Source organism: Agathobaculum sp. TL06, from assembly GCF_054658635.1.
Map to the genome: position 1 here is coordinate 1 of NZ_BAAGGY010000009.1, position 23,193 is coordinate 23,193.

The window sequence follows — 23,193 nt, forward strand, 5'->3', positions numbered from 1 at the left end:
ACTTAACGAAATCAATTATTATCGATGAGTGGAGCAGTACAATTTGGCCAATGTATTTTTCAAAGAACAGATTACATCTTGCATAAAGTGTTCATTATCACTAAGGCGCAGTGTAGCCTGCAAATCTCTTTCCGAGCGAATTCTCTTGTAGTTTTTAATCAATTCTTGGAAAGAATGTGGATATGAATGCGCAGTTATATAGTCCGGCACACACTTCTCTTTCATACACCTTTCCAGAAACTGTTTGCTGACCTGCTCATTCTTGGCCAGCAATAAACTCCCTTCAAATCCAGGCCCGCAAAACTTTAATTGTTCATCCACATCTTTTACTGTTTGATATGTATATTTATGGAGCTGATAGTATTCATCCCTGCTCAAATGCCCGTATTGTGTAAAACTAATACCAAACAGCGAGAATCGCCATTCCCGTATCCGCTTTGTCCCATAACGTTGCATCATATGCTTTAGAAAAGTCTGAACCATGTATATCCATTTCTCCATATCTTTCGGATAGGATATGTAACTTCTGGTCTCAAAAATAGAACTATTATTGGTGGCCAACAATTGCGGTACATAGCCAAACTCAATATATGGTTTATATGAAAGCTCTAATAATTTATCAAAGAGCAAATCGACGGTTTGAAACCGGAGACAGGGGGTACCATTCTCAGCTTCAAAATAGACCTGCATATTATCGTTAAACAGCCCGTGGAATCGAACATATTCAAAGCCAATTTCCCTTTTTGCGATCTCCAATTGCTTCTGAACAGATTCGCTCAGGCAACTAAATGCATATCCCGCATTTATAATTAACCGCCAATCATGATACAGCTGTGTAGGTTGATCGGCAGCATTTAAGGCGATGTTTCGTATCACAGGTTCCTTGGGAATTGGGATATGGGGCTGAACAATCTTTCCATATTGAAGCAGTGCCTGAAAACTGTCCATAGAAATAGCGGAATCATGAGAGTCCTTACCGCCTTTCCAATCAGTTTCCTGAAATTGAACACCAAGCCGATATTTTTTTGGGGTCACCCCATATTTTTCGCGAAATCGAGAAATGAAAACATTCGTACTGCTAAAGCCGTTATCCATGGCAATAGCTGTAATATTTTTTGATGTATGGCATAATTCATAAAAAGCATGCTTCATCCGCACATCATTCAAATAATTACTAAATGTTGTCCCCATTTTATCCCTGAAAAAATGGGAGATATAATTGGGTGCAAAGAACGTTATATCAGCCAAATCCCCCAGAGATATTTTTTGTTGATAATTCTCTTGTATATATTTGAGCAATAGCGTCAAGCGAGAATAGTTATTATCATATTCTCTTCCAATATCTTTTTTGGCCGTAAAAAATTTAACTAACAAATTGAGAAAAGCATAAATATGACTTAACAAGTCAACCTTATTTTCCTCTTCGCGGAATAAATATATTTTCAAAATCTCTGCAAGTTCGGATCGCAAAGTGTCAAACTGATCCTGACTCTCTTCTCCATAACAAAAAGAACGGCACAAAAATTGTATCCCATTCACCGGTGCCGTCAAATAAGAGGAAAAAGAGAGACACAACAACATGCCCTGTAAAGAAATATCTACCACTTCATAAGGATTAATAACAAACAGATCATTTTGCTTCATTAAAAAATACGATTCATCCATACTGATATAGGTTCGCCCAGAAAGCTGGTAAATGACTTGTAGTTCATCACTCCACGCCAACTGAAATTCAGCATTGCTTCTAACAGATATCTGCACTCCGAAGTATTCATCCCCTAACTGCAGCATCAAATATCCCCTCCGTTTACAAAACAATTGTTCATATACACCAGTAAAGCTCTTCTTTTCTCCCATTAATATTCTATATATTTAAATATGATTTAATTTATATATTGTTATTATTTTAATCTATTGTACAATTAAAATCAAGTCTCTCCTCTGCCTCGCACCAAAGCACTATATAAAACAATCTTCCTAAATCTGCATAAGACGCTTTATCTACTTGACATTTCATTCTCCAATTTGCATTTTCATTTATCCGCTGTCTCTGGCAATAGAAAAGCAGCGTGCATGTATTCTGCACGCTGCTTGCTTCTTGTTTACTTTTGTGCAAAAAAGGTCGTTGCCAATGCCGCAAGCTTTTCCGGCATTTCATTAGGAATCTCATGCGAGATCCCATCCATCACCAGATACGGTGCATGTGGAAAACATGCCCTGACTTCCTTTTGATAGGTCTCACCCAGAACAGTATCCCGATTGCCCCAAATCATCATGACAGGCGCTTGGATAAACTGCACAAAGTTGCGATGATCCGCCATATTGGCACCAAACCATGCAGCACGGATTGCCCAGGCCGGAGTGCCGCGCAGTGTTGTGAAAAATCCATCAGGGAATTCCGGATCACGGCAGTTTTCCGGATAAGGCAGAAACAGTTCCTGCAATCGTTTTTGTGGCATGGAGGCCGTATCCATTGTCTCATACTGATCATATTGCGCGTGCAAAGCCGCTGCATCGTCTAAGCCTCGCACCATCGGCGCTGCCATAAATAATTTTTGTACACGTTCCGGCGCAGTAAATGCTAATGCCTGGGCTATCATCGTTCCCATGGAGTGCGCCAACACATAAGCCGACCGAACCTGTACCGCATCTAAAAACGCTGCAATATCCAACGCGTGTTCTGCAGGCATATAGGCAAACTCTTTCGGTTTATCGGTCTGTCCCGCGCCGCGGCAATCAATGGCAAAGATGTGGTATTTATCTCCCAGCTCGCACATCAGCCTGCGCCAGATCCGACTGGAGTCGCACAGACCATGGATCAACAGCAGCGGCTCCGCCTGCGGATCTCCTGACTCCATGTAATACATGCGGATGCCGGTCGGCAGGTCTATGTATTGCGTTTTACTCTGCCAATCTTTGTGCAATGGAATTCTATTCATGGTTTTCCCCTCTCATGCAATATCAGCAATTTCTTGTTCTTTTTCTTGCCTCCAGTTCCTCCATTATGCGCGGCAATTCCTTGTCAAGTCGATAAAAAAGCATCAAGACAACAACTGTACCGAAGCAAAGCACTGGTGTAAACAAATAGATCTTTTCAATCATCTCCATGGCCTGCATTGACTGCACCGCCAGCGTGCCGTCATATCCCACACTGTCAAGCAAGCCCCCTACGATCGTGCTGGCAACTCCCTGTCCAAATTTCTGCCCGACAGTTGCTGCACAGAAAATCAAACCTTCTGTGCGCAAATTGGTTTTCCAATGACCATATTCCACACAGTCGGCAATCATAGCAAACAGCACGGCAAAGCATGGCGCAATACCAGCACCGCGTAACACTGCCGCTACAACCGCAAGTTTCATATTCAACGGCGCAACAAAAGTAAGCAAATGTCCTGCTGTAACAATACACGCCCCCAACAACATCATGTTCCGCTTGCCCATCCGTGGTATCATAAGCGGCACAGCCACCGCAGTCAGCACAATAGTCGACAGTTTTTCCGCTGTATTGATTATGCTCATATAGTCTACATTCCCCAGCAGATACTGACAGTAGTATGACAAATTTGTACCCGAGATCGTCAGATAAAAAGTCGCCATAATCCAGGTGATCAGCACGATATACCAGTATTTATTTTTGATGACCGCCAGAAAGCCTTTGCCCGCCGAAGTGGTTTCCTTATTCGCGCCGCGTTCTTCTTCCGAGGTTTCCCGCGACCACAAAAAACACAGGAAATAACAAAGAGATGCAATCAACGAAAAAATACCGACTACGATGATCCACGCACGCTGATCGCCGCCCAATAGATTGGCGGCTGGAATCAGAAATGCTGAAATCGCCAACTCCATCACCGGAGCACCGAACTGGCGCAGTGCATTCAGCTGGCTGCGTTCATCCGCATCGCGTGTCATCAGAGAATTGAGCGTGCTGAGCGCCAGCCCTGCAAAGGTATTAACGAATGTGTTAGCAAAGTTATATGCGATAAAAATATAGATCAGCTGCAGATTTTCTGATGTATGCGGCACGGTAAACATAGCAATCAGCGCAATGAAATGCGGAATCACCATGCGTAATATCCACGGCCGCGCCTTACCATACTTCGTCTTAGTCCGATCCATCACAACACCGGCTATCACATCGCTGAAGCCATCAAAAATACGGCTGATTAACATGATAAGTGCGACCTTGGCGATGTTGATACCCATAACATTTGTATAGAAATATGTAAGGCCGACATTTATTAACGTGACAATAGTCGTCTGTGCGGCACCGCCAAACATGTATCCTGCTCTCGCCTGCAATGTCAGAGATGATTTCTTTTTCATTTGATCGCTCCCCTTTCTCCTTTGCCCCCTGCGTTGCTTCGACTACAGATGAGGGAACCAAGCCGGCCTTTGATCAGCAAGTCACCCTCATCGGAATAGGGTCACTTCCTGTCTTTCTTAGGGATAGTCGTAAACTTCTTTTTACCGAGCAAAACATCCAACTCAATATCTGCACTCGGATAGCCCGCGACCAGCACGGCCTGCGCGTGGATGCCGATATCGCCGGTCTGTACAACCGCGCGGCACCGGTCGCGGAGCTGATAATACTCGGGCGCATAATTGATCTGGCGCACCTTGTTTTCTCCGAAAAGCTCTACCAGCGTTCCATAATCCTTCGGGTTCTGGTCAGGCATGTCTTCCGTGATAATCGCACCCTCAAAATCTCCCGCTTCTGCCAGCGTGCGCACAATATCCTCAAAGGTCGGAGAGCCAGTCACGACCTCGACGTCCAGGTACTCCACGCTCGGATCAAGCGGATATAAAGCCTTGGAACAGGTGCCGCTGCCGGAATCGGCAATAAAGATCATTTCGCCGTGACGGATGCTTGCCACAATCGCTGCCAATCTTTCATTCAAAATTCTTCTTTTCATAATTCAATACGCTCCTGTCATTCTGTCCGGTGATTTGAGAGCAGCGGCGCCAGCTGCCCGTTTGTTTATGTATCCAGTATAACTTTCTCCTCACTGATTTTCTTCCCCAAAACACAGTGGTTTTCCATCTGGTTTTCGGAATCCGTGTCCTCACTCAAAAATCCAATGGCCAATCCCCTAACATTTTTGTGATTTAATCTCATATTTTTGTATTTTCTTCTGCATTGCATCTTTTCAACTTTAATTTTATGTGTTAAAGTAAATATTATAAATATTGTGCAGGAGATGATATCATGCCGGAAGCCATCCTGTCAGAACCGCCCGTCCGTATTTTTCACCAGTCAACTACAGACTGCCGCATGCACTGGCACAGTTCCCTCGGTATCTTATATCTGTTGGCAGGCAAAGCGCATGTCACGCTCGACGGACAGCAATATCTCATGCACGAGGCAGATGTGCTGCTGATCAATCCTTATGAACTTTACAGCAGCGAACTTCTCGGCTCGTCCTCCATGCTCTTCTTTTCGTTTTCGCCTGCAATCGTCCAGACTGCTTTGGCCGGACTGCGATTTCGATGCCTCTCTTTTCTGGCGCAGCAGAAAGAGTCGGCGCGCTATGACCGCCTGCGTGCCGCATTGGCATCACTCTTCCAGGCCCATCTCAACGCCCCATCCGATCCGGACCTCGCTCTACTTGGGCGGATCTACGATGTATTTTACGAACTCAAACGGAATTTTTGCTATGCTTCTCTCCCGCCCTCTGACGATTCACATATTTATTCTATTCTGCACTACCTCAATTCTCATTATATGGAGCGTATTTCGCTTGCCACGCTCGCTGCCCAGGAGCATTTCTCACCGAATTATCTGTCGCAGTTTTTTCGGGAGAAACTCGGCACAACATTCACCCAATACCTCAACGATATTCGTCTGCAGCATGCTTTCCTGGAACTATGTATCACAGATAAGAGCGTCACTGCCATCGCTCTGGACAACGGCTTTAGCCGACCGGACAATTTTATCAATCGTTTCCAGCGCAAATATGCTGTCACGCCCAACAAGTACCGTCGTGGTCTGATCCACGTTCCGCGGGATGACCCTCAACTCATCCCACAGGAGCTTCCGCAGAGACAGTATCACGCCTTACTGCGCTACCTTGTCCCTCAGCATAATTCGCTTCTGGCACCGGTACAGGCTGCACAGCATATGCACATTCCCCTATCCGCGCTGGAAAGCGGACAGACCATGCACCGTGACTGGCAGGACATGATCAACGCCGGCTATGCCGACGATTGCCTCACCATCGAAGTCCAGCAGCAGCTTGCGGATCTGCAGGCGCTGATCCATTTCGATTACATCCGTTTTCACGGAATTTTCAACGACTCCATGCACGTTTATTACGAAAATCCACAGGGCGGCACGATCTTTCAGTTCGCGCATATTGACTTGCTGCTTGACCGGCTGCTTGCGCTCGGTTTCAAGCCCTATATTGAATTCGGCTTCCTGCCCCAACTTCTTGCCCCGGGCCGCACGCCGGTCTATCAAAACCGCTGTTTTATCGGTTTCCCATCCGACTTGGAAAAATGGGAAAGCCTTGTCTATCATTTCACCCTGCACTGTCTGGAGCGTTACGGAGAGGAAAATGTGCGCCAGTGGCGGTTTTCGCTGTTCAGCATGACATTCTCCCTTTATGGTTTTCTGACGCCGGCAGAATACCGGCAGCTTTATCTGCGCACGTTCCAAAAGGTCAAGCAGGCGTCGTCTCGGCTGTGCTTCGGCGGTCCCGGCGCAGAAGGCAGTATGCTTCTATCCAATCAGAAACAGCTTTTTCTGGATTTCCTACACTTTTGCCGCATCCATCGGTGCGTACCGGATTTCATTTCCATGCAAATCTATCCGCATGACCTGGACGATATCCAAAACGGGTTCAACCGCATCATCCACCAGGGCGATAGGAACGCCCGCTTCCGACTGAGCCGTAATTTCGATTTCATGCCGGATGCCATTCGAGCAATGCGGACTGCCCTTCATGAGGGCGGACTCGATCGCCTGCCCATCGTCGTGGAGGAATGGGATGCAACCGCATGGCAATGGGACATGCAGAACGACACCTGCTATAAATCTTCCTATGTGATTAAAAACCTGACCGAAACCATGGGACAGACACTTTCCAAAGCTTACTGGACCGTCAGCGACCTGATCGGGGATCAAAAAATGGAGCCTAAGCTGTTTCACGGCGGACACGGTCTTTATACCTATAACGGCATTCGTAAACCTGCCCTGTATGCTCTCCATTTTCTTGCCCGCATGGGGACGCATGTTCTCTCCGCAGGTCGAGGGTGGTATGTGACCCGCAGTATACGCGGTTTGCAGATCCTGCTCTATCACGCCTGTCCTTATCAAGCAGAATATCAGCTCTCCGGCGACGTCGTTGCCGACGAAGAACGATACACTCCATTTTCCGACCAGCCGCCGCTCTGTTTCCATCTCTCCATTTCAGGCATGGAGGCGCAGCGGTATACCTGCGAATACTTCTCCATCGGCCTTGACAGCGGCAATGCTTATGATGAATGGATCCGGCTCGGAGCGCCTGCTGAGCTTTCGCCGGATTATCTTTCCTATCTCAAGCACCGCTCCGAACCGCAGCGCAGGCTGGAGCAACGCACCAATCTACGCAATCTGCAAATTACGCTCCGTCCGCTGGAAGTCGTGCAGATTCTGATATCCCCGCACAATGACTGAACTATTCTCCCGCCTCAAGCCATCCAATTTCTCTCATACAGAAAGGACGCTATACTATTATGTCAGAATCCATCCAGCCGATGCAGATCATCGGCGCGCGGGAAAACAATCTCAAAGGCGTTACGCTCTCCATCCCCAAGAACCGTCTCGTGGTGGTGACCGGTGTGTCCGGCTCGGGCAAATCCTCACTGGTATTCGACACCATCGCTGTAGAGTCTATGCGTCAGCTGAGCGAGACTTTCCCGCTGTATATCCGCAACCGCATGCCGCATTACGAGCGCCCTCGTGTCGGACGGATCGACTGCCTTTCCCCTGCCATCGTCATCCGCCAACGGCAGTTCACCGGCGATGCCCGCTCGACCGTCGGCACAATGACTGACGTCGCCCCCATGTTACGCCTGCTGTTTTCCCGCTGTGCGCAGCCCCATCTCGGCAGTTCCCCCTGCTATTCTTTCAACGACCCGCAAGGCATGTGTCCCTCCTGCAGCGGTTTGGGACACGTCGTGCAGTTCGATCTGAATAAAGTGCTCGACACCTCGAAATCCCTCAATGAAGGCGCTATCCGTCTCCCCGGCCATCAGGTCGGCACCTATCAGTGGCAGTTATATGCCAATTCCGGCTTTTTTTCGCCGGACAAGCCGCTGAACCAATTTACTGAGCAGGAATGGCATGACCTGCTGCACGGTACAGACCGGATCGTCCCCATCCGCAACACCACTGGAAAGGTGTGGAGCGACTATACGCTCACCTACGAGGGACTGCTCGACCGCATAACCCGTCTGTATCTCAACCGTGGTGTCAACACGCAAAACAAGGCGGCCCAGCGGTTGATACAAGAATTCACCACCTCCTGTCCCTGTCCGGACTGCGGCGGCAAGCGGCTTAATCCTGCAGCGCTGGGAAGCCGCCTGATAGGATACAACATCGCGGAAATGGGCGATTTGGAGATCAACGATCTAATCCCTTTGCTGAACGGAGTGACGGACCCAATCGGACAAGAAACCGCCCATCGGATTGTGCAGGTGCTGCGCGGGATCACAGATATGGGGCTGGGGTATCTCAACCTCAATCGTCCCAGCCCCTCCCTTTCCGGTGGTGAGACCCAACGCCTGCGTATGGTTCGCTACCTTGGCAGCAACCTGACTGGGCTGACTTATGTATTCGATGAACCCTCCGCCGGCCTGCATCCCAAAGACGTTGACCGGCTCGGTCGCCTGCTGCTGCGCCTGCGTGACCGCGGCAACTCAATCCTTGTTGTTGAGCACAACCCCGCTATCATCCGCATAGCGGACGAGATCATCGACATGGGGCCGGATTCCGGACGTGCGGGCGGTCAAGTGCTGTTTCAAGGGAATTTTTCCCAACTGCTCAAGCAGGACACCCGCACCGCGCGCAGCCTGCGCAGCTCCGTTCGCCCACACCGTCTACCACGCGCCTGTCATCAATTCCTGACTGTTTCACATGCTTCGCTGCATAACCTCAAGGATATCACCATTCATGTGCCGCGCAACGCGCTTACCGTAGTGAGCGGTATGGCAGGCGCAGGCAAATCCTCGCTGATTTGTGGTGAGTTACCACGCCAATACCCGCAGGCAATCCATATCGGTCAAGCACCGATCGGTCAGTCCTCACGTTCCACTCCAGCAAGCTACATCGGTATTATGGACGAGATCCGCCGGATGTTTGCCAGAGAAAACGGCGTACCGGCGGCATTATTCAGCTACAATTCTAAGGGTGCATGTCCTGTCTGCGGCGGCAAAGGCGTAATCAAAACCGAAATGGCTTTCATGGATCCGGTCGTCATCCCCTGCGAGGCCTGTCACGGTACGCGCTTTAGCGAACAGGCGCTTGCCTGCAGTCTTTCCGGCAAAAGCATCCTTGATGTTCTGGCTATGACAGCCTGCGAAGCACTTTCTTTCTTCCCCTCGTCCAAAATCCGCGCCAAGCTGCAAACGCTCTGTGATGTCGGATTGGGATACCTGACGCTGGGGCAGCCTACCAGCACACTCTCAGGCGGCGAGTGCCAGCGGCTCAAGCTGACCGCCCACCTGCGGGGACACAGCCAGCTTTATCTGTTCGACGAGCCGACCACCGGCCTGCATCCCTCAGATACTGCCCAGCTGCTCACCCTGTTCCATCGTCTGGTTGATCAAGACAACACACTTGTTGCTATCGAGCACAACCTGCAAATAATCGCGCAGGCCGACTGGATTATTGATCTCGGTCCGGAAGGCGGAAAAAATGGCGGCCGTCTGCTGTTTGAAGGGCCTGTCGCTGATTTTCTCCACTGTCAGACTTCTGAGACTGCAGCCTATCTGCGTCAGGCATGGTAAACAAATGGGGATGCCGGCAATGCCCGCATCCCCATTTTTCCTGTCGTGTAGCGCTATGCTGCCGGTGCATCGAACAACATCCAGCCGATGCCGTTTTCTCTGCAGAATTTCTGCCCTTGTGGCTCTTCAATCGGCTTTCCTGCCGCGCCAAAGCAGATTCCCTTCTTTGCTGTGTTGGCCTGGCAAATTGCAAACAGCAGCAACGTCCCTAAGCCAACGCTGTCAAACGTGCAGAACGGGCTCTGTTCGAAAATGCCGTCCTGCATATATTCGCACACCACCTCACGCGCATCACCGTTAGCGATAGCATACATTGTTTTAGTCAGTTCCTCGGTTTGGAAAATGATGAAATCTGCTATCTTCGCGTATTCTTCCGCCATGAGCGCCGCCTGCGGATCGGCAATCTCTACACCGGTGCGGCATAGGAGCGTACTGTCTGCCGCAGAAATATTGAACAGACTGATCAGACATCTGAGTTGATCCAGCGGGATGCCCGTCGAAGGGAACAGTATCATCAGCTCTTCCCTTCCGCAACTCTCCGCTGCGCGAATAAGCATTTCCATGCACTTGTCGAAAGACAACGGTACGCTTTTCTTCTGTGCATCTTCTAAAATGCTGCCTGAGAGCCGGATGATGACCCTTTCCTGCGGGCAAGCGGCAAATAATTCCTTCCACCGCGATCTCTGCTGCTCCGGCGCGAATTCCCAAATATATCGTTCTGTTTCGCCAGGGAGTTTTCCATCATACAGAATCCCATCCGGAACTGTACCCTGATCGCCAGGAAGAATACCAACATTTTTCACATTATATATTAGTTGAACCATGGAATCACACCCTTTTGTTTATTTTAATATTTAATATAAGTATATAATAAAATAAGGTATGATCTTTGTCAAGCCTGTATCTATGGAAGATCGAAAAAAGGTTGACATAATTCACGCATTGTTTTTCACCATGGTTTCGATCTGTTGCACATATTCTATCTGCCTCCGAAGGCGCGCTGCCCATAACGTTCTTGCACAGGCACTTAATGCATCCCTCGCCGAGAACACGGAAACTGGATACAGCATTGGAAAAACGTTACTATATGGAAGAGCGGCGTATTGCGCCCAACGGCTGAGTTCCCTTGCGTCCCCGGCGATCTGCCGATACAGCATAAGGAAAGCTCCCCCTGCTCAACGGCGACATGGCGCGTCGTTTCCAAGGGGGAGCTGATAACATCAAACGGTCAAGTTGGTTCTGTTTGTGCTCAGAAATCCACTTCGGTACCGTAATAGGTACATATTAAAAGCTTTTCCATCTCAGCCGGAGTAATCTTTCTGGGATTAGAGCCAGTGCAAGCATCACCTACTGCAAGTTCCGCAATGGAGGACAACTTCTGCTTGAATTCGTCCTCGTTGATCCCGAAATCCTTCAGCGTCTTCGGTATGCTGAGTTCTATGTTAAAGGCATCGATTTTCTCAATCAGGCTATTGATAAGCGCCTTTTCAGAAACGCCTGCCAGCCCCATCCGGCGTGCGATTTCCGCATAACGCTTTGCTGCTATGGGATCTTTCGCGTTATACTTGATGACATATGGCAGATAGATCGCATTGGCACAACCATGCGGGATATGACCCGTCGAGAACGCTGCGCCAGTCTTATGTGCCATAGAATGCACAATGCCAAGCAGCGCATTCGAGAATGCCATTCCAGCCAGGCACTGTGCATAGTGCATCTGCTCTCTGGCATCCATATTGCCATGGTAGGATGCCGGCAGATGATCCAATACCATTTCAATCGCCTGTAAAGCCAGCGGATCGGTAAAGGGGCCGTGCAGCGTGGAAACATACGCTTCAATCGCATGAGTCAGCGCGTCCATACCCGTGTACGCGACCTGCTTGGCAGGAAGCCCCACGACCAGTTCCGGATCCACGATCGCAATATCCGGAGTGATATTGAAATCAGCCAGCGGGTATTTCACGCCCGTCTGATAATTGGTGATGACCGAGAAAGCTGTCACCTCCGTAGCCGTTCCTGATGTAGACGGGATGGCGGCAAATTTGGCTTTCCGGCGCAGCTCTGGGAAATTGAACGGTGTGCAAAGATCCTCGAAAGTTGTATCTGGATACTCATAGAACGCCCACATTGCCTTTGCTGCGTCGATTGGAGAACCGCCGCCCATCGCGACAATCCAGTCCGGCTCAAATGCCTGCATGACCTCTGCACCCTTCATCACAGTCTCAACCGACGGATCCGGCTCTACACCCTCAAAAAGCTGAACTTCCATGCCGGCTTCTTTCAGGTAGCAGACTGCTTTGTCGAGGAAACCCTGACGCTTCATAGAGCCTCCCCCGACGACTACGATCGCTTTTTTACCCTTCAGACTCTTCAGTTCTTCCATGCACCCCTTGCCATGATAGATGTCTCTTGGCAAACAAAATCTGCTCATTACTGATCTCTCCTTTTATTACTTTTTCAGATACTCTATTTCATCAAAATAAAATCTTTATTATTTTATATATTAAAGTATCTAAAAAAAATAATATCACAGCAAATCAATACTGTCAATTACGCCTTCTCTACATTGGCGAACTAATCGCTGCGCTCGTAAGAACAGGCAGCGCAAGACTCCGAAGCCGGATGTCTCCTGTCTTCTTTCCGTATAGCATGCATGAGACGTTTGGCTAAATAGCATGCGCAATATATTTTTCCCTTTGAATGCAACACCCAAAAGATATAAACGGCCCCCTCCCTTAAAGATACCTCAAAAGCGATTGACATATTTCATTAATTATTTTATAATTTATATTAATACTTTTATATATCCTGTCACAAAGTACGGTGTCATTATGAGCAAAATACTAATCGTAGACGATGAACCACGCATTTGTGAGCTAATTCATTGTCTCATTCATTGGGAAGAGATTACATGCACTTGTGTTGGGATGGCATATAACGGGATTGGAGCATTGGAGATGATCCATGTAGAGCGTCCGGATATTGTGATTACGGATATCCGAATGCCTGGAATGGATGGATTAGAGTTGATCCAAAAGTGCTTTGAGTCCGGCCATAAAATCCGCTTTATTGTTCTCAGCGGCTACCGCGAATTTTCATACGCTCAGCGTGCGCTTAAATATCAGGTAGAGGATTATCTGCTCAAACCGGTTAATGAGCAGGAGCTAAATACTTTGCTATGCAAATTAACTTCCCAAATTGAAGCTGCTCAAGAGCATATTCGGCTCGAGCACAAGCGCAATACACAGTATTCTATGCAGATGGAACAAATACGGCAAAATGCGCTTTTGCGGATTTGCACAGAAAAGAACTATATTCCAGATGCTTCAATAATCGGCACACATCCTGCTTGGATGTTTTTCGCGCTTCGAGCAGATTGTGTTTCTCGTCCGGATATGGATCAAGCATCCGCACGAAGTATTTTGGAGAATGTTAGTGCGCATGTATATACCCTAATTCGTTCTTGGATCAAGCTATGGAATGTGGTTTATTTTCCGCATACTTCCTACATTTTGGTGCAGTGCAACCCGGACAAACGACCTGATATCCTTTGCGCGCTTCAACCGTTCGCACAGGAGGATTTTATCAAATACCCTCACTTGCATTTGTTCCTTGCTGTAGGTCTGCCAGTCCTCCATCCAGGGCAGCTCAGGCAAGGTTTTGAGCATGTAAGGCAACTATTGAGCATGCGAATTTGCGAAAATACTTCAGTTATACTGGACGGGCAGTATATTTCCCCTGTATCTGATGGTCTGAGCATAGAGGTAAAAAACGCTATTGCCGACACTGCCAGCATGCTGTTTGAGACCGACCAAAATAGACTAATTGGTCGGTTAGAAAGTGAATTTCAAAAATTTTGTTCCCAGCCGAAGTATTTTTTCCATGTATATGAATGGGCTGACTATTTTCTAAAGCAGCTCCGCCGCGTTGCTGAACAGCAGGAAGTACGGCTGGATGAGAATATGAATACGATCATTGATGACGCGCTTGAATGGTCCATGCATTGCGAGAGCCGAATGCAATTATTGTCATGTATGACTCAGGCAGTTCAGGACCTTTACGAAAAAAAGCAGCGTCGAGAGCTCGAACCGATATTAGCTGCAAAAAAATATGTAGAAAAGCATTTGGATCGACAAGTCACTCTTCAAGAAGTCGCAGAACAACTTCATTTCTCCCCCTCTTATTTTAGCAGCTATTTCAAAGACAAAAACGGTATCGGCTTTGCGGAATTTGCGATGCAGGCTCGTGTTAAACAAGCTATGTTGCTTCTGCGGACACAGGATTGCACAATGGCAGAAATTGCAGATAAAGTGGGTTATGCGGACGTTAAGCATTTCAGCAGGGTATTCAAAAAAATTACAGGGATCAAACCTGGAGAATACCGAAAGTTTTATTCATAGAAAGGGATTATCTGATGGAGCAAAAAGCAAAGGTATCCATCGCAGCTAGCGACATTGGACTACTGGCAGTCATCCCGCTTGCAGCAAACGGCAAATATGCATGTGCAATTGGCATAATTCTATGTGTTTTCGCATGGCAAGGCTGGATGCTGTACCGTCACATTAAGCAAATCTCTGAAGCGGCAAAAAATCCGCTGTTTTCTACGAGCAGTGAGCAAATTCTGGATAACATGGATCAGCTTCTCATACAAATACAGGACATAGGTGATCGGGCTCTGATATCGCGTATTCTTCACAACCAAGCTAAAGTTATTTCACTACAGCGGCAAATCAATCCGCATTTTCTGTATAATACGCTCGAATGCATCCGGGGACAGGCGATTCGTGAAAGGCAAATGGAAATCGCAAAGTCAATTGAATTGCTCGCCCGAATGTTCCGTTATACCGTTGGCGCAGGCAGTCAGCTTGTGACGCTCCAGCAGGAGATTGACCATATTGAGGATTACATCGCACTTCAAAATTACCGATTTCGTGACAAATTCTTGTTTTTAAAAACATTCGAAATGGAGGGGACCGCAATTTCTCATCTCGCTGTACCCGCAATGCTGCTACAGCCCATAGTAGAAAACGCGGTTCAGCATGGCCTGGAATCCAAGATCGGGCTGGGAACGATATCGCTTTCTATATCCATTAGTGCAGACAATCTTTATATTCGGGTCAAGGATGACGGTATAGGCATGGATAAAGAAACGCTGCAACAACTGCGGCGCTCGATCGAACACCCCGACAGCCACAAATATACAGGCGGAAAGCATCTGGGAATTGCGCTCACCAACGTTCAGCAGCGTATCCGGCTGTTGTTTGGCAGTTATTATGGCCTACGCATTATGAGCGAGCCTGACCATGGGACCATTGTGGAGTGCATCCTACCTAAGCAAGTAATGTTTAATCAGGGAGGTGACTGACAAGGTGAAACAGGAACTGATACAGCTTTATTCTATTTATTGCTGTAATCAGGGAATACCTGCACTGCAAGGGTTGTCTCTCAGCTTATTTCAGGGTGAGCTCATTCAAATACTCGGTCTGCCGGGCTGCGGCAAAACAATGACCGCCAAAGTAATTGCGGGCGTAACCCCTTATCATTCGGGCGGCTATTGGATGGACGGAACCCCTGTGCGAATCAATAATATACAGCAGGCACAGAAAAAAGGAATTTTTATGATAGGTCCTGAAAGCGCACTGGTAGGAAGTTGGTCGGTAGGTGAAAATTTGCTTTTGCCATGTTACCGAAAATCTGTATTTTCTGATTCAGAAAAGTTGAACGCATATGCACAAAAAATACTGGATGATTATGGGTTCCCCTGCCCTGCCTGCATGCCAGCTACCACTTTGTCTGAACCTGCACGTATTATGTTGGAACTCTGCCGTGCAGTTTACTCCAAAGCGCGGTTGATAGTGTTCGATCAGGTACTAAGCTTTTTTAACCCGCAGCAAAGGTCTGAACTTGTTTCAAAGATCAAGTCTTACTGCAACACAGGGTTGTCCGTTGTTCTGCTGGAATGTGCTGATTTTCTGCCGCCGGGTTTGGCCGATCGAGTTCTTCTCATGAGAGATGGCCAAATCGCTATGGAATACTTGCGGAACGAATATGATCCATCAATTGGCGCCTCAATTCTGAACCGCTGGCTTCAGGCACATACCGATGCTCCTTGCCCACCACAACCTTTGCTCAAAGGCAAGCCACTTTTGCAGTTAAGCAAGGCCCGCTGTGTATCGTTGGATCCCACTATTCTGTATCAAGGCGAAGTCATTGGATTGTGCAGTGAAGAAGCTGCCAAAGCCATTGCCGGTAAATCCACTAACGCTATTTTTGTACAGCCTTACCGTTTACCGCTGTCTCCAGCACAGTATGCAAAGTGGGCAGCAGAACATATTGCATGGATCGACCAAAACTATATCGATTGGGGCAGTGTTGAGAAAATGAGTGTGCTTGATTGTTTTGTTTGCCATGCGCTCGGACACAGAAAATATTTTATAGCAGACAAGTTCTGCCACTTCATATATGATGAATGGGGAAAGCTGCTCGATTTGTCACCCATGCAATGGCAGCAACCGGTTTATCAATTGGCGCCGCGCGACCGATTAAAGGTACGTCTGTATCAAATGATGGCCCGCGCTATACCTGCATTAATACTTGACATACCACAAAGCGAATATCAAAAGACTTTTTATCGTGAAATCTCCGTTTTTCTGCACTGGGCTGCTATGCATGGCAAGCTAATTTTGCTGACACCGCAGACCACTGCATGGTTATCATGTCAATGCACCCGTTTTGTTCCTGACAGCGCTTGTATATCTTGTCCAAATCAAACGTCATATTCATGTAAATTTTGCAACCCTTTAAATGAATAATCTAAAAAATGCACACTTTTCCCTAAGATCTGCACGTTGATGAGAGGGGCTGTCAGCCTTATACTTTTTACAACAAGCAGGATAGTTCTCATGACATCCTGCAGTAATGAAACATTGAAAGAATGGAGGACGCAAGAATGAGAAAACGGATCTGGAGTACATTGACATGCTTTGCATTACTTGCAGCAGCCCTGACCGGATGCAGCAGTAGTCAGGATGTGGCAGGTGACAAAGCGGCTGCCGATGATGGCATCAAAATCGGCATTGCTTTTAAGACACTGCAGGAAGAGGTATGGGAGTCGGAACGTGCTCAACTGGAAAAACGGGCTGATGAAGCTGGTGTTGAGTTGATTTACACGGATGCCGGCAACAACGCCACTACCCAAAATGACCAAATGGAAAACTTGATCGCACAGGGCGTTGATGTGCTTTTAGTTGCTCCGGTTGATTTTGAAGGTGCAGCTGCAGGCGTTGCTGCGGCGAAAGCGGCAGGCATTCCGGTAATCTCCTACACGGATATTGTTAGTTCCGATCAGCAAGATTATATTGTCACATTCGATTATCACGCGATTGGCATTCATAATGCAGAACGCGCCATTGAAGCTGTCCCGCAGGGCAAATATGTTCTGCTCAATGGCGAAGATGCTGATAGCCTGCCGCATGACATAAACGATGGATATCATAAGGTATTGGATCCTTATGTGGAATCAGGCGATATTGAAATAGTTTTCGACCAATATATGTCCCATTGGTCTGCTGACGAAGCGTTGGCTGCAATGGAAAATGTACTGACTATGAACGGAAATGATATTCAGGCAGTGATCTGCAACAATGACTCGATCGCCTCGGGTGCTATCCAAGCTCTAACCGCGCAAGGATTGCAAGGCAAGGTCTATGTAGCGGGCATGGATGGTGAAATTACAGCACTGCAGCGTGTGGCAGAAGGCACGCAGAATGTCACTGTATATACTGGCCATGCGCCCTATGCTGACATCGTATTTGATACTGCCCTGTCTGTGGCAAAAGGCGAGGAGCCTTCCGGCATTACGGGTACACGTGAAGTAAACGGCAAAGAAATTCCGGTTATTCAGGCAGAACCCATTTATGTCAATCAAGATAACATCTACGAAACCATGATTGAATCCGGCTTGTGCAAGTTAGAAGACGTATATGCAAATATACCGGAAACAGAATGGCCGTCGGCATCATGAAGAAACGGACTGCAGGAGGCCAAAGGCCTCCTGCAGTTTTCTATAATATCACGACGGACAAGGAGGCGAAATGCGTTGGATTACATTTTACAGATGCAGAATATCGTCAAGGAATTTTCCTCCGTCCGTGTACTCGACCACGTCAATTTGCAGGTCCGCGCGGGCGAGATACACGCGTTGTGTGGGGAAAACGGAGCTGGAAAATCTACGTTGATGAAAATACTAAGCGGTGCATATCCATATGGGACGTTTGAGGGAACCATCATGATGGAAGGCAGGAATTGTACATTCCATAATACCAAGGAATCTTCCGATGTTGGCATTGAGATTATTTATCAGGAGTTAGAAGTAGCGCCCAATATGACGGTTGCAGAGAATATTTTTTTAGGATGTGAGCCATGCCGGCACGGTCTCATTGATTATGATTACATGAACCGTGAATCTGCCCAGATACTCGAGCGACTGAAAATCAACATAGATCCGCTCAGCTTGGTTGCTGATCTGGGCGTAGGCATGCGGCAAATGGTTGTCATTGCTAAGGCTCTGCTTCGCCAGCCCAAAGTACTCGTAATGGACGAGCCTTCTGCCGCTTTAACAGAAATTGAAGTGAAAAACATGTTGTCACTGGTAAAAAAGCTGGCCTCTGAAGGCGTAGCCGTAGTTTATATCTCGCATCGGCTGGAAGAAGTTTTGGAAATTTCTGATACCATCACTATCCTAAGGGATGGAAAAACAGTTATTACAGAACCTCGCTCAAAGATGGACGCCCATTCGCTAATCAAATATATGGTAGGCCGTGAATTATCCGATCAGTTTATCCGTAGCACTTATCAGGAGCAAGAGGTTATTTTTGAAATTTCTCATCTCAGTGCGATAGACGAACTGACTGGCAAGCAAATTCTAAAGGATATTTCCTTTGAAGTAAAACGGGGCGAAATTGTCGGTCTGGCAGGTCTGATGGGGGCTGGGCGTACAGAAACCGCGCTTGCCGTTATGAAGGCTTTGCCCAATGCGCAAATCAGCGGTGAAATCCGTTTGGAGGGACAAAAGCTGCACGCCCGGTCGCCCGGTGATATGATCCGACAAGGGGTATTTCTTGTAGTCGAGGACCGAAAGGAAAAAGGGCTTGTGCTGGAAATGAATATTCAAAACAATATAACACTCGCAAGCCTAAAGCAGTGTACCAAGATGGGTGTCATTAATCAAAATGAAATTATCCGACGCACGCGGGAATATTGCAGCGAACTGCATATTAAGACAAAAACGATAGAAATGGAAGTCGGCCGGTTATCCGGCGGTAATCAACAAAAGGTAGTTTTAGCAAAAGCGCTGATGACGCATCCTAAGGTTCTAATCCTTGACGAGCCGACTCGCGGCATTGATATCGGTGCAAAGCATGAAATATATCAAATCATGAGCGATCTGCGTTTGCAGGGCATGTCGATCATCATGATTTCATCAGAGCTGCCGGAGGTGCTGGCCATGTCCGACCGAATCATCACTATGAATCAAGGACGGATAACTGGGGTCCTAAAGAATGACCAGGCGCTGAGCCAAGAGCGGATCATGCATTTCTGTACAATGGAGGAAGCAATATGAAACAACAGGTAAAATCGTTTTTACGCAGTTATATGATGGTAATTGCGCTGGCAATTATCTGGATCGTTTTTGCTTTTTTAACCGATCAAGTATTTATTACACCACGCAACATCTCCAATTTGTTTCGACAAATGACAGTTACAGGTATTATCGCCCTCGGCATGGCGGTATGCATTATTGCCGGTTACTTTGATCTTTCTATTGGTTCAGTTGTCGGTGCAACAGGTGCTTTGTCGGCTGTCGCTCTGGTTAGATGGGATCTTGGAGTAGTTCCCTCTATTGTACTCGCTTTATGTCTTGGTCTGCTAATCGGTTTGTTTCAAGGTGTCTGGGTTGCATACGGAAAAATCCCTGCATTCATTGTAACTTTGGGCGGACAACTAATTTTCCGTGGTTTGGTGTTATTTTTAACCGACAGTAATACCATTGCCTTAAACGACCCTACATTTATTTTTATAGGCCAAGGCTATTTGTCAAAACCGCTCGGCTACGTCCTAACTATATTGGCCGCTATCATCTTAATCGGTATGGATCTGCGGCATCGTAACAGTCGCAAGAAATATGGTTTTGATAATCCACCTATTACATCTGCAATGTTCCGATACGCATTCATCGTTATTGTTCTTGGTGTTTTTATTGTCGTTATGAATAGCTACCAAGGGATACCGTTCCCTTTGCTAATCGTTATTGCTCTTGCATTACTTTTTCAGTTTTTGCTGATGAAAACGCGTACAGGCCGATACATCTATGCTGTTGGCGGTAACAGCCAGTCTGCCCGCCTGTCCGGCATCAACAATGAGCGTACTGTTCTTGGTGTATTCGTCCTTCTTTGTTTTACAGGCGCCGTATCCGGCATTGTCTCAATCGCCCGACTTGCATCGGCGATGCCTTCCACGGGTACAGGGTTGGAATTAGATGCTATTGCTTCCTGTGTCATAGGCAGTATTAGTCTCTCTGGCGGCAAAGGCAGTATATGGGGCGCTATTTTAGGGGCTCTGGTTATGACCAGTCTCACTAACGGTATGAGTTTAATGGCTTGGGATACTTATGTGCAAAATATTGTCAAAGGCATCGTATTAATTCTAGCGGTATGGATCGATATACGCAATTCCAAGCAAAGCGATTGACTTATATTCTTCCGGCCCACATCATTTTCTTCTCTTTCGTAATAGTGGTGGAACATTTATAATACGTTCCACCACTATTATTTTGCTTTATTCAAATGCCATCCAGTATGAATCCTTAAAGCACTCTTTCTACCAAACGCCACAAATACGCAGGAACTTGTTTTGAGCAGCTGTCATGCAGTCGAAACAGCTCTCAGTTTTGAGAACTAAGAAAATCAGAAGTTGTAGGAGAATTAAAATGAAAATTGATGTCAACAAATTGGAATGGACAAGGGAACCATTGCGTTTTACTATTTCACCAGAAAAAATAGAGATAATTACTAAGCCCCATACAGATTTATGGCAGAGAACATATTATCATTTTCGCAATGACAATGCGCCTGTTCTTCAAATGAGTACAGAAGAAAAGTATTTTTCTTTTGTAGTTAAAACAGAATTTGAAAGTAAACACCGTTTTGACCAATGCGGAGTTGTTGTTTATTTGGATAGTGGAAATTGGCTTAAAGGTTCCATAGAATATGAAAATGAAGTATTTCAGCATTTAGGGAGTGTTGTAACAAATAATGGATATTCTGATTGGGCAATAACAGAAATCAGTGCTTCGGTTAAATCAATGTGGTATAGGCTTAGCCGCAGAGAAGATGATTTTTGTATCGAATATTCTGCTGACGGAAAAGTATTCCATCAAATGCGTATTTGTCATATGTGGAAAGCCCAAAATTCTATTTGTTTTGGAATATATGCGTGTAGTCCGGAAGATTCATCTTTTAAAGCTACTTTCAGTAATATGCAAATAACGGAATGTTTATGGTTGCCTCACGACGGGCAGGCACCTGATATGACTTGATGGAAATTTCAGTTTAAAAAAGAGAAAATCGGAAGTTGCCGAGATGGCATTTTATTATAGAAATCAACTGTAGACAAAATTGCAGCTATATGGTTAAGTATCAATTCATCCCCCTGCACAAGAGTACAGGGGGATGCGTCTATAGAAAATCGTATATATCCTTTGTTCTAACCTGCTGTGATCTGCACCACATTCACTCAGCTTTATAATCTTTTCACAAAACTTTTCCAGGCTGAACTCCATCCCTGGGTTATCCGCATCCAGCAGGCTTACCACGGCGCACCGCGTATCACGGATCGCGTCCTGTCGCTGTTCCGCCAGTTCATCTCGGATATATGGTACGCTTACCGTCCGTGATGAACAGGATATCCGCGTCCCCAAACGCTTCCTTGTTTATCAGTCACAGGGCTTCCCTGATCGGCCTTTCAAAATTCGTGCCGCCGCGTAATTGAATATTTCTCTCTGCGGTCGTGCGCGTAGTCGTTTTTCCGCAGATCGGACAGCATTATCTTCATGCGCCCCAACTGGCGGGTGACACCCAGCAGCATCTCATTGTTTTTATCCTGTCCAGCAGGTCACGGTTATAGACCGCTTGCTGCGCTGCAGCTTCAGACCGTCCATCTCCCCAGCACAAAACCGTATATGCCGCCAACTCAGCCGCCTCATACGCATACTGCAGGGCGAGGCATGCCGCCTGTTCAGCCTCCGCCCGCCGCTTGCGCAGGATATCCTCTATCATGCCGGCAACTGCCTGCATCTGCTCCGCGGTGCTTGCCGTTTCAGCCGCCTCCCTACACGCTTCCGCTGTTTTGTCTGGCGCATCTTTTGCCTCCGCAGCCAGCCGCAGTAACATATGCGCCGCATCGTCATGGCGGCTTTCAAGGCAGTCCAACACAGATATCAGGCGCCCAGTGTCTTCCGCGATTTCGTCCATTCCAACCATCATGGCTCTATGTACGTCAGTACGATCATGGTGCCAACGCTGTTAAATCTTCGGAAGCCTGGGAAACAAATCAATCCCAATTTTCCCATCCGGCCCTTTGTCATACTCTATTTTATAAAGGATTTCTTTAAGCAAAGCATTCCGCTCTTTGGGGGACATGGTATCGTAGCTTTCCAACGGATTCTCTGTTGTTGGAATCAAGTTCGAAGATACTGCATCGGTCTGTTCGTATTTGGCCAGTGATGTCAGCAAGATATTCTTTTGCTGTTGTAGGCGGGCAATCGAGTTGCCTATTTTTTCTTGGCGCGTTTTGGACAGTTCGAGGGAGCAAACTTCTTGTTCAACCATGTCATACGCTTTTTCCATTTGCGCGTTCTGCTTTTCAAGCTCATCATCCAATCCGGCAATCTTTTTCTTGCAGACCATATCTTCTCCAAATCCAATCGTCGAGACTTTCACCCTATACCCTTTCAGCCACACCCGAAGCGCCGCTGTAATTTGCCTTTCAACAAGATTATATTTACAAAATTTTGTGGAGGAAACCTCCACTATTCTATTAGGCATCCATGTGTTACACTATCTATGAAAGAACAAATTAACCGTCCATATAGCAAGGTTGTCTGTGTTTTATTTGAACACGCTATATTTTCCTGTTTTAACGATTTTT

At 47.0% G+C, this 23,193-nt stretch carries 17 protein-coding genes; 9 read left to right on the forward strand and 8 right to left on the reverse strand.

Annotated elements, in window-relative coordinates; translation table 11 throughout:
* Positions 1-18: 18 nt before the first annotated feature.
* The 4 genes from ACYQ3S_RS06630 to ACYQ3S_RS06645 form a co-directional block, all read right to left on the reverse strand.
* On the reverse strand, positions 19-1,791 hold the full coding sequence (locus ACYQ3S_RS06630) for a GH39 family glycosyl hydrolase (protein WP_459687994.1): 1,773 nt from the start codon (positions 1,789-1,791) through the stop codon (positions 19-21).
* Positions 1,792-2,102: 311 nt separating this feature from the next.
* Complete coding sequence (locus ACYQ3S_RS06635) at positions 2,103-2,939, reverse strand: alpha/beta fold hydrolase (RefSeq protein ID WP_459687995.1); 837 nt, start codon at positions 2,937-2,939, stop codon at positions 2,103-2,105.
* Positions 2,940-2,961: 22 nt separating this feature from the next.
* Complete coding sequence (locus tag ACYQ3S_RS06640) at positions 2,962-4,323, reverse strand: MFS transporter (protein WP_459687997.1); 1,362 nt, start codon at positions 4,321-4,323, stop codon at positions 2,962-2,964.
* A 101-nt stretch (positions 4,324-4,424) separates the two neighbouring features.
* The gene (locus ACYQ3S_RS06645) at positions 4,425-4,913 is read right to left on the reverse strand and encodes an RbsD/FucU domain-containing protein (protein WP_459687998.1); all 489 of its coding nucleotides are present in this window, start codon (positions 4,911-4,913) and stop codon (positions 4,425-4,427) included.
* Between the two features lie 293 nt (positions 4,914-5,206).
* Between ACYQ3S_RS06645 and ACYQ3S_RS06650 the strand changes: the two genes are divergently transcribed.
* The gene (locus ACYQ3S_RS06650) at positions 5,207-7,654 is read left to right on the forward strand and encodes a GH39 family glycosyl hydrolase (protein WP_459688000.1); all 2,448 of its coding nucleotides are present in this window, start codon (positions 5,207-5,209) and stop codon (positions 7,652-7,654) included.
* A 59-nt stretch (positions 7,655-7,713) separates the two neighbouring features.
* Positions 7,714-9,987: an ATP-binding cassette domain-containing protein gene (locus ACYQ3S_RS06655; protein WP_459688002.1), complete on the forward strand. Its 2,274-nt coding sequence runs from the start codon at positions 7,714-7,716 to the stop codon at positions 9,985-9,987.
* 53 nt (positions 9,988-10,040) lie between these two features.
* On the opposite strand, the gene ACYQ3S_RS06660 is transcribed toward ACYQ3S_RS06655, so the two are convergent.
* Both ACYQ3S_RS06660 and ACYQ3S_RS06665 read right to left on the reverse strand, forming a co-directional pair.
* A complete protein-coding gene (locus tag ACYQ3S_RS06660) occupies positions 10,041-10,811 on the reverse strand; it encodes a hypothetical protein (protein ID WP_459688003.1) in 771 nt (256 codons plus the stop codon).
* Between the two features lie 425 nt (positions 10,812-11,236).
* Complete coding sequence (locus ACYQ3S_RS06665) at positions 11,237-12,418, reverse strand: iron-containing alcohol dehydrogenase (RefSeq protein ID WP_459688005.1); 1,182 nt, start codon at positions 12,416-12,418, stop codon at positions 11,237-11,239.
* 400 nt (positions 12,419-12,818) lie between these two features.
* Here ACYQ3S_RS06665 and ACYQ3S_RS06670 point away from each other — a divergent pair, with 400 nt between their 5' ends.
* The 7 genes from ACYQ3S_RS06670 to ACYQ3S_RS06700 all read left to right on the forward strand — a co-directional run bounded on the left by ACYQ3S_RS06670 (position 12,819) and on the right by ACYQ3S_RS06700 (position 21,583).
* Entirely contained in the window at positions 12,819-14,387 is a 1,569-nt protein-coding gene (locus ACYQ3S_RS06670; RefSeq protein WP_459688007.1) for a response regulator transcription factor, read from the forward strand.
* 14 nt (positions 14,388-14,401) lie between these two features.
* On the forward strand, positions 14,402-15,352 hold the full coding sequence (locus ACYQ3S_RS06675) for a sensor histidine kinase (RefSeq protein WP_459688009.1): 951 nt from the start codon (positions 14,402-14,404) through the stop codon (positions 15,350-15,352).
* Between the two features lie 4 nt (positions 15,353-15,356).
* Positions 15,357-16,799 carry an ATP-binding cassette domain-containing protein gene (locus tag ACYQ3S_RS06680; RefSeq protein WP_459688010.1) on the forward strand — a complete coding sequence of 481 codons (1,443 nt, stop codon included), beginning with the start codon at positions 15,357-15,359 and terminating at the stop codon, positions 16,797-16,799.
* Between the two features lie 137 nt (positions 16,800-16,936).
* On the forward strand, positions 16,937-18,010 hold the full coding sequence (locus ACYQ3S_RS06685) for a substrate-binding domain-containing protein (protein WP_459688011.1): 1,074 nt from the start codon (positions 16,937-16,939) through the stop codon (positions 18,008-18,010).
* Between the two features lie 75 nt (positions 18,011-18,085).
* The gene (locus tag ACYQ3S_RS06690; RefSeq protein WP_459688013.1) at positions 18,086-19,609 is read left to right on the forward strand and encodes a sugar ABC transporter ATP-binding protein; all 1,524 of its coding nucleotides are present in this window, start codon (positions 18,086-18,088) and stop codon (positions 19,607-19,609) included.
* Positions 19,606-20,736, forward strand: a complete 1,131-nt coding sequence (locus ACYQ3S_RS06695; RefSeq protein WP_459688015.1) for a sugar ABC transporter permease — start codon at positions 19,606-19,608, stop codon at positions 20,734-20,736. The genes ACYQ3S_RS06690 and ACYQ3S_RS06695 overlap by 4 nt, the downstream gene beginning before the upstream one ends.
* A 238-nt stretch (positions 20,737-20,974) precedes the next feature.
* Positions 20,975-21,583: a DUF1349 domain-containing protein gene (locus ACYQ3S_RS06700; protein ID WP_459688016.1), complete on the forward strand. Its 609-nt coding sequence runs from the start codon at positions 20,975-20,977 to the stop codon at positions 21,581-21,583.
* Positions 21,584-22,094: 511 nt separating this feature from the next.
* Here the strand turns inward: ACYQ3S_RS06700 and ACYQ3S_RS06705 are convergent.
* Positions 22,095-22,517 (reverse strand): hypothetical protein, encoded by a 423-nt coding sequence (locus ACYQ3S_RS06705; RefSeq protein ID WP_459688017.1) that lies wholly within the window; start codon positions 22,515-22,517, stop codon positions 22,095-22,097.
* Between the two features lie 51 nt (positions 22,518-22,568).
* Positions 22,569-23,075, reverse strand: coding sequence for a hypothetical protein (locus ACYQ3S_RS06710; RefSeq protein WP_459688019.1), 507 nt, complete (start codon positions 23,073-23,075; stop codon positions 22,569-22,571).
* Positions 23,076-23,193: the final 118 nt, after the last annotated feature.

Bases quoted from the DNA above. Each gene is read 5' to 3' on its own strand.
- ACYQ3S_RS06655 (WP_459688002.1), top strand. From the start codon at position 7,714: ATGTCAGAATCCATCCAGCCGATGCAGATCATCGGCGCGCGGGAAAAC.
- ACYQ3S_RS06670 (WP_459688007.1), top strand. From the start codon at position 12,819: ATGAGCAAAATACTAATCGTAGACGATGAACCACGCATTTGTGAGCTA.
- ACYQ3S_RS06630 (WP_459687994.1), bottom strand. From the start codon at position 1,791: ATGCTGCAGTTAGGGGATGAATACTTCGGAGTGCAGATATCTGTTAGA.
- ACYQ3S_RS06640 (WP_459687997.1), bottom strand. From the start codon at position 4,323: ATGAAAAAGAAATCATCTCTGACATTGCAGGCGAGAGCAGGATACATG.
- ACYQ3S_RS06665 (WP_459688005.1), bottom strand. From the start codon at position 12,418: ATGAGCAGATTTTGTTTGCCAAGAGACATCTATCATGGCAAGGGGTGC.
- ACYQ3S_RS06695 (WP_459688015.1), top strand. From the start codon at position 19,606: ATGAAACAACAGGTAAAATCGTTTTTACGCAGTTATATGATGGTAATT.
- ACYQ3S_RS06650 (WP_459688000.1), top strand. From the start codon at position 5,207: ATGCCGGAAGCCATCCTGTCAGAACCGCCCGTCCGTATTTTTCACCAG.
- ACYQ3S_RS06685 (WP_459688011.1), top strand. From the start codon at position 16,937: ATGAGAAAACGGATCTGGAGTACATTGACATGCTTTGCATTACTTGCA.
- ACYQ3S_RS06675 (WP_459688009.1), top strand. From the start codon at position 14,402: ATGGAGCAAAAAGCAAAGGTATCCATCGCAGCTAGCGACATTGGACTA.
- ACYQ3S_RS06700 (WP_459688016.1), top strand. From the start codon at position 20,975: ATGAAAATTGATGTCAACAAATTGGAATGGACAAGGGAACCATTGCGT.
- ACYQ3S_RS06635 (WP_459687995.1), bottom strand. From the start codon at position 2,939: ATGAATAGAATTCCATTGCACAAAGATTGGCAGAGTAAAACGCAATAC.
- ACYQ3S_RS06660 (WP_459688003.1), bottom strand. From the start codon at position 10,811: ATGGTTCAACTAATATATAATGTGAAAAATGTTGGTATTCTTCCTGGC.
- ACYQ3S_RS06705 (WP_459688017.1), bottom strand. From the start codon at position 22,517: ATGGACGAAATCGCGGAAGACACTGGGCGCCTGATATCTGTGTTGGAC.
- ACYQ3S_RS06645 (WP_459687998.1), bottom strand. From the start codon at position 4,913: ATGAAAAGAAGAATTTTGAATGAAAGATTGGCAGCGATTGTGGCAAGC.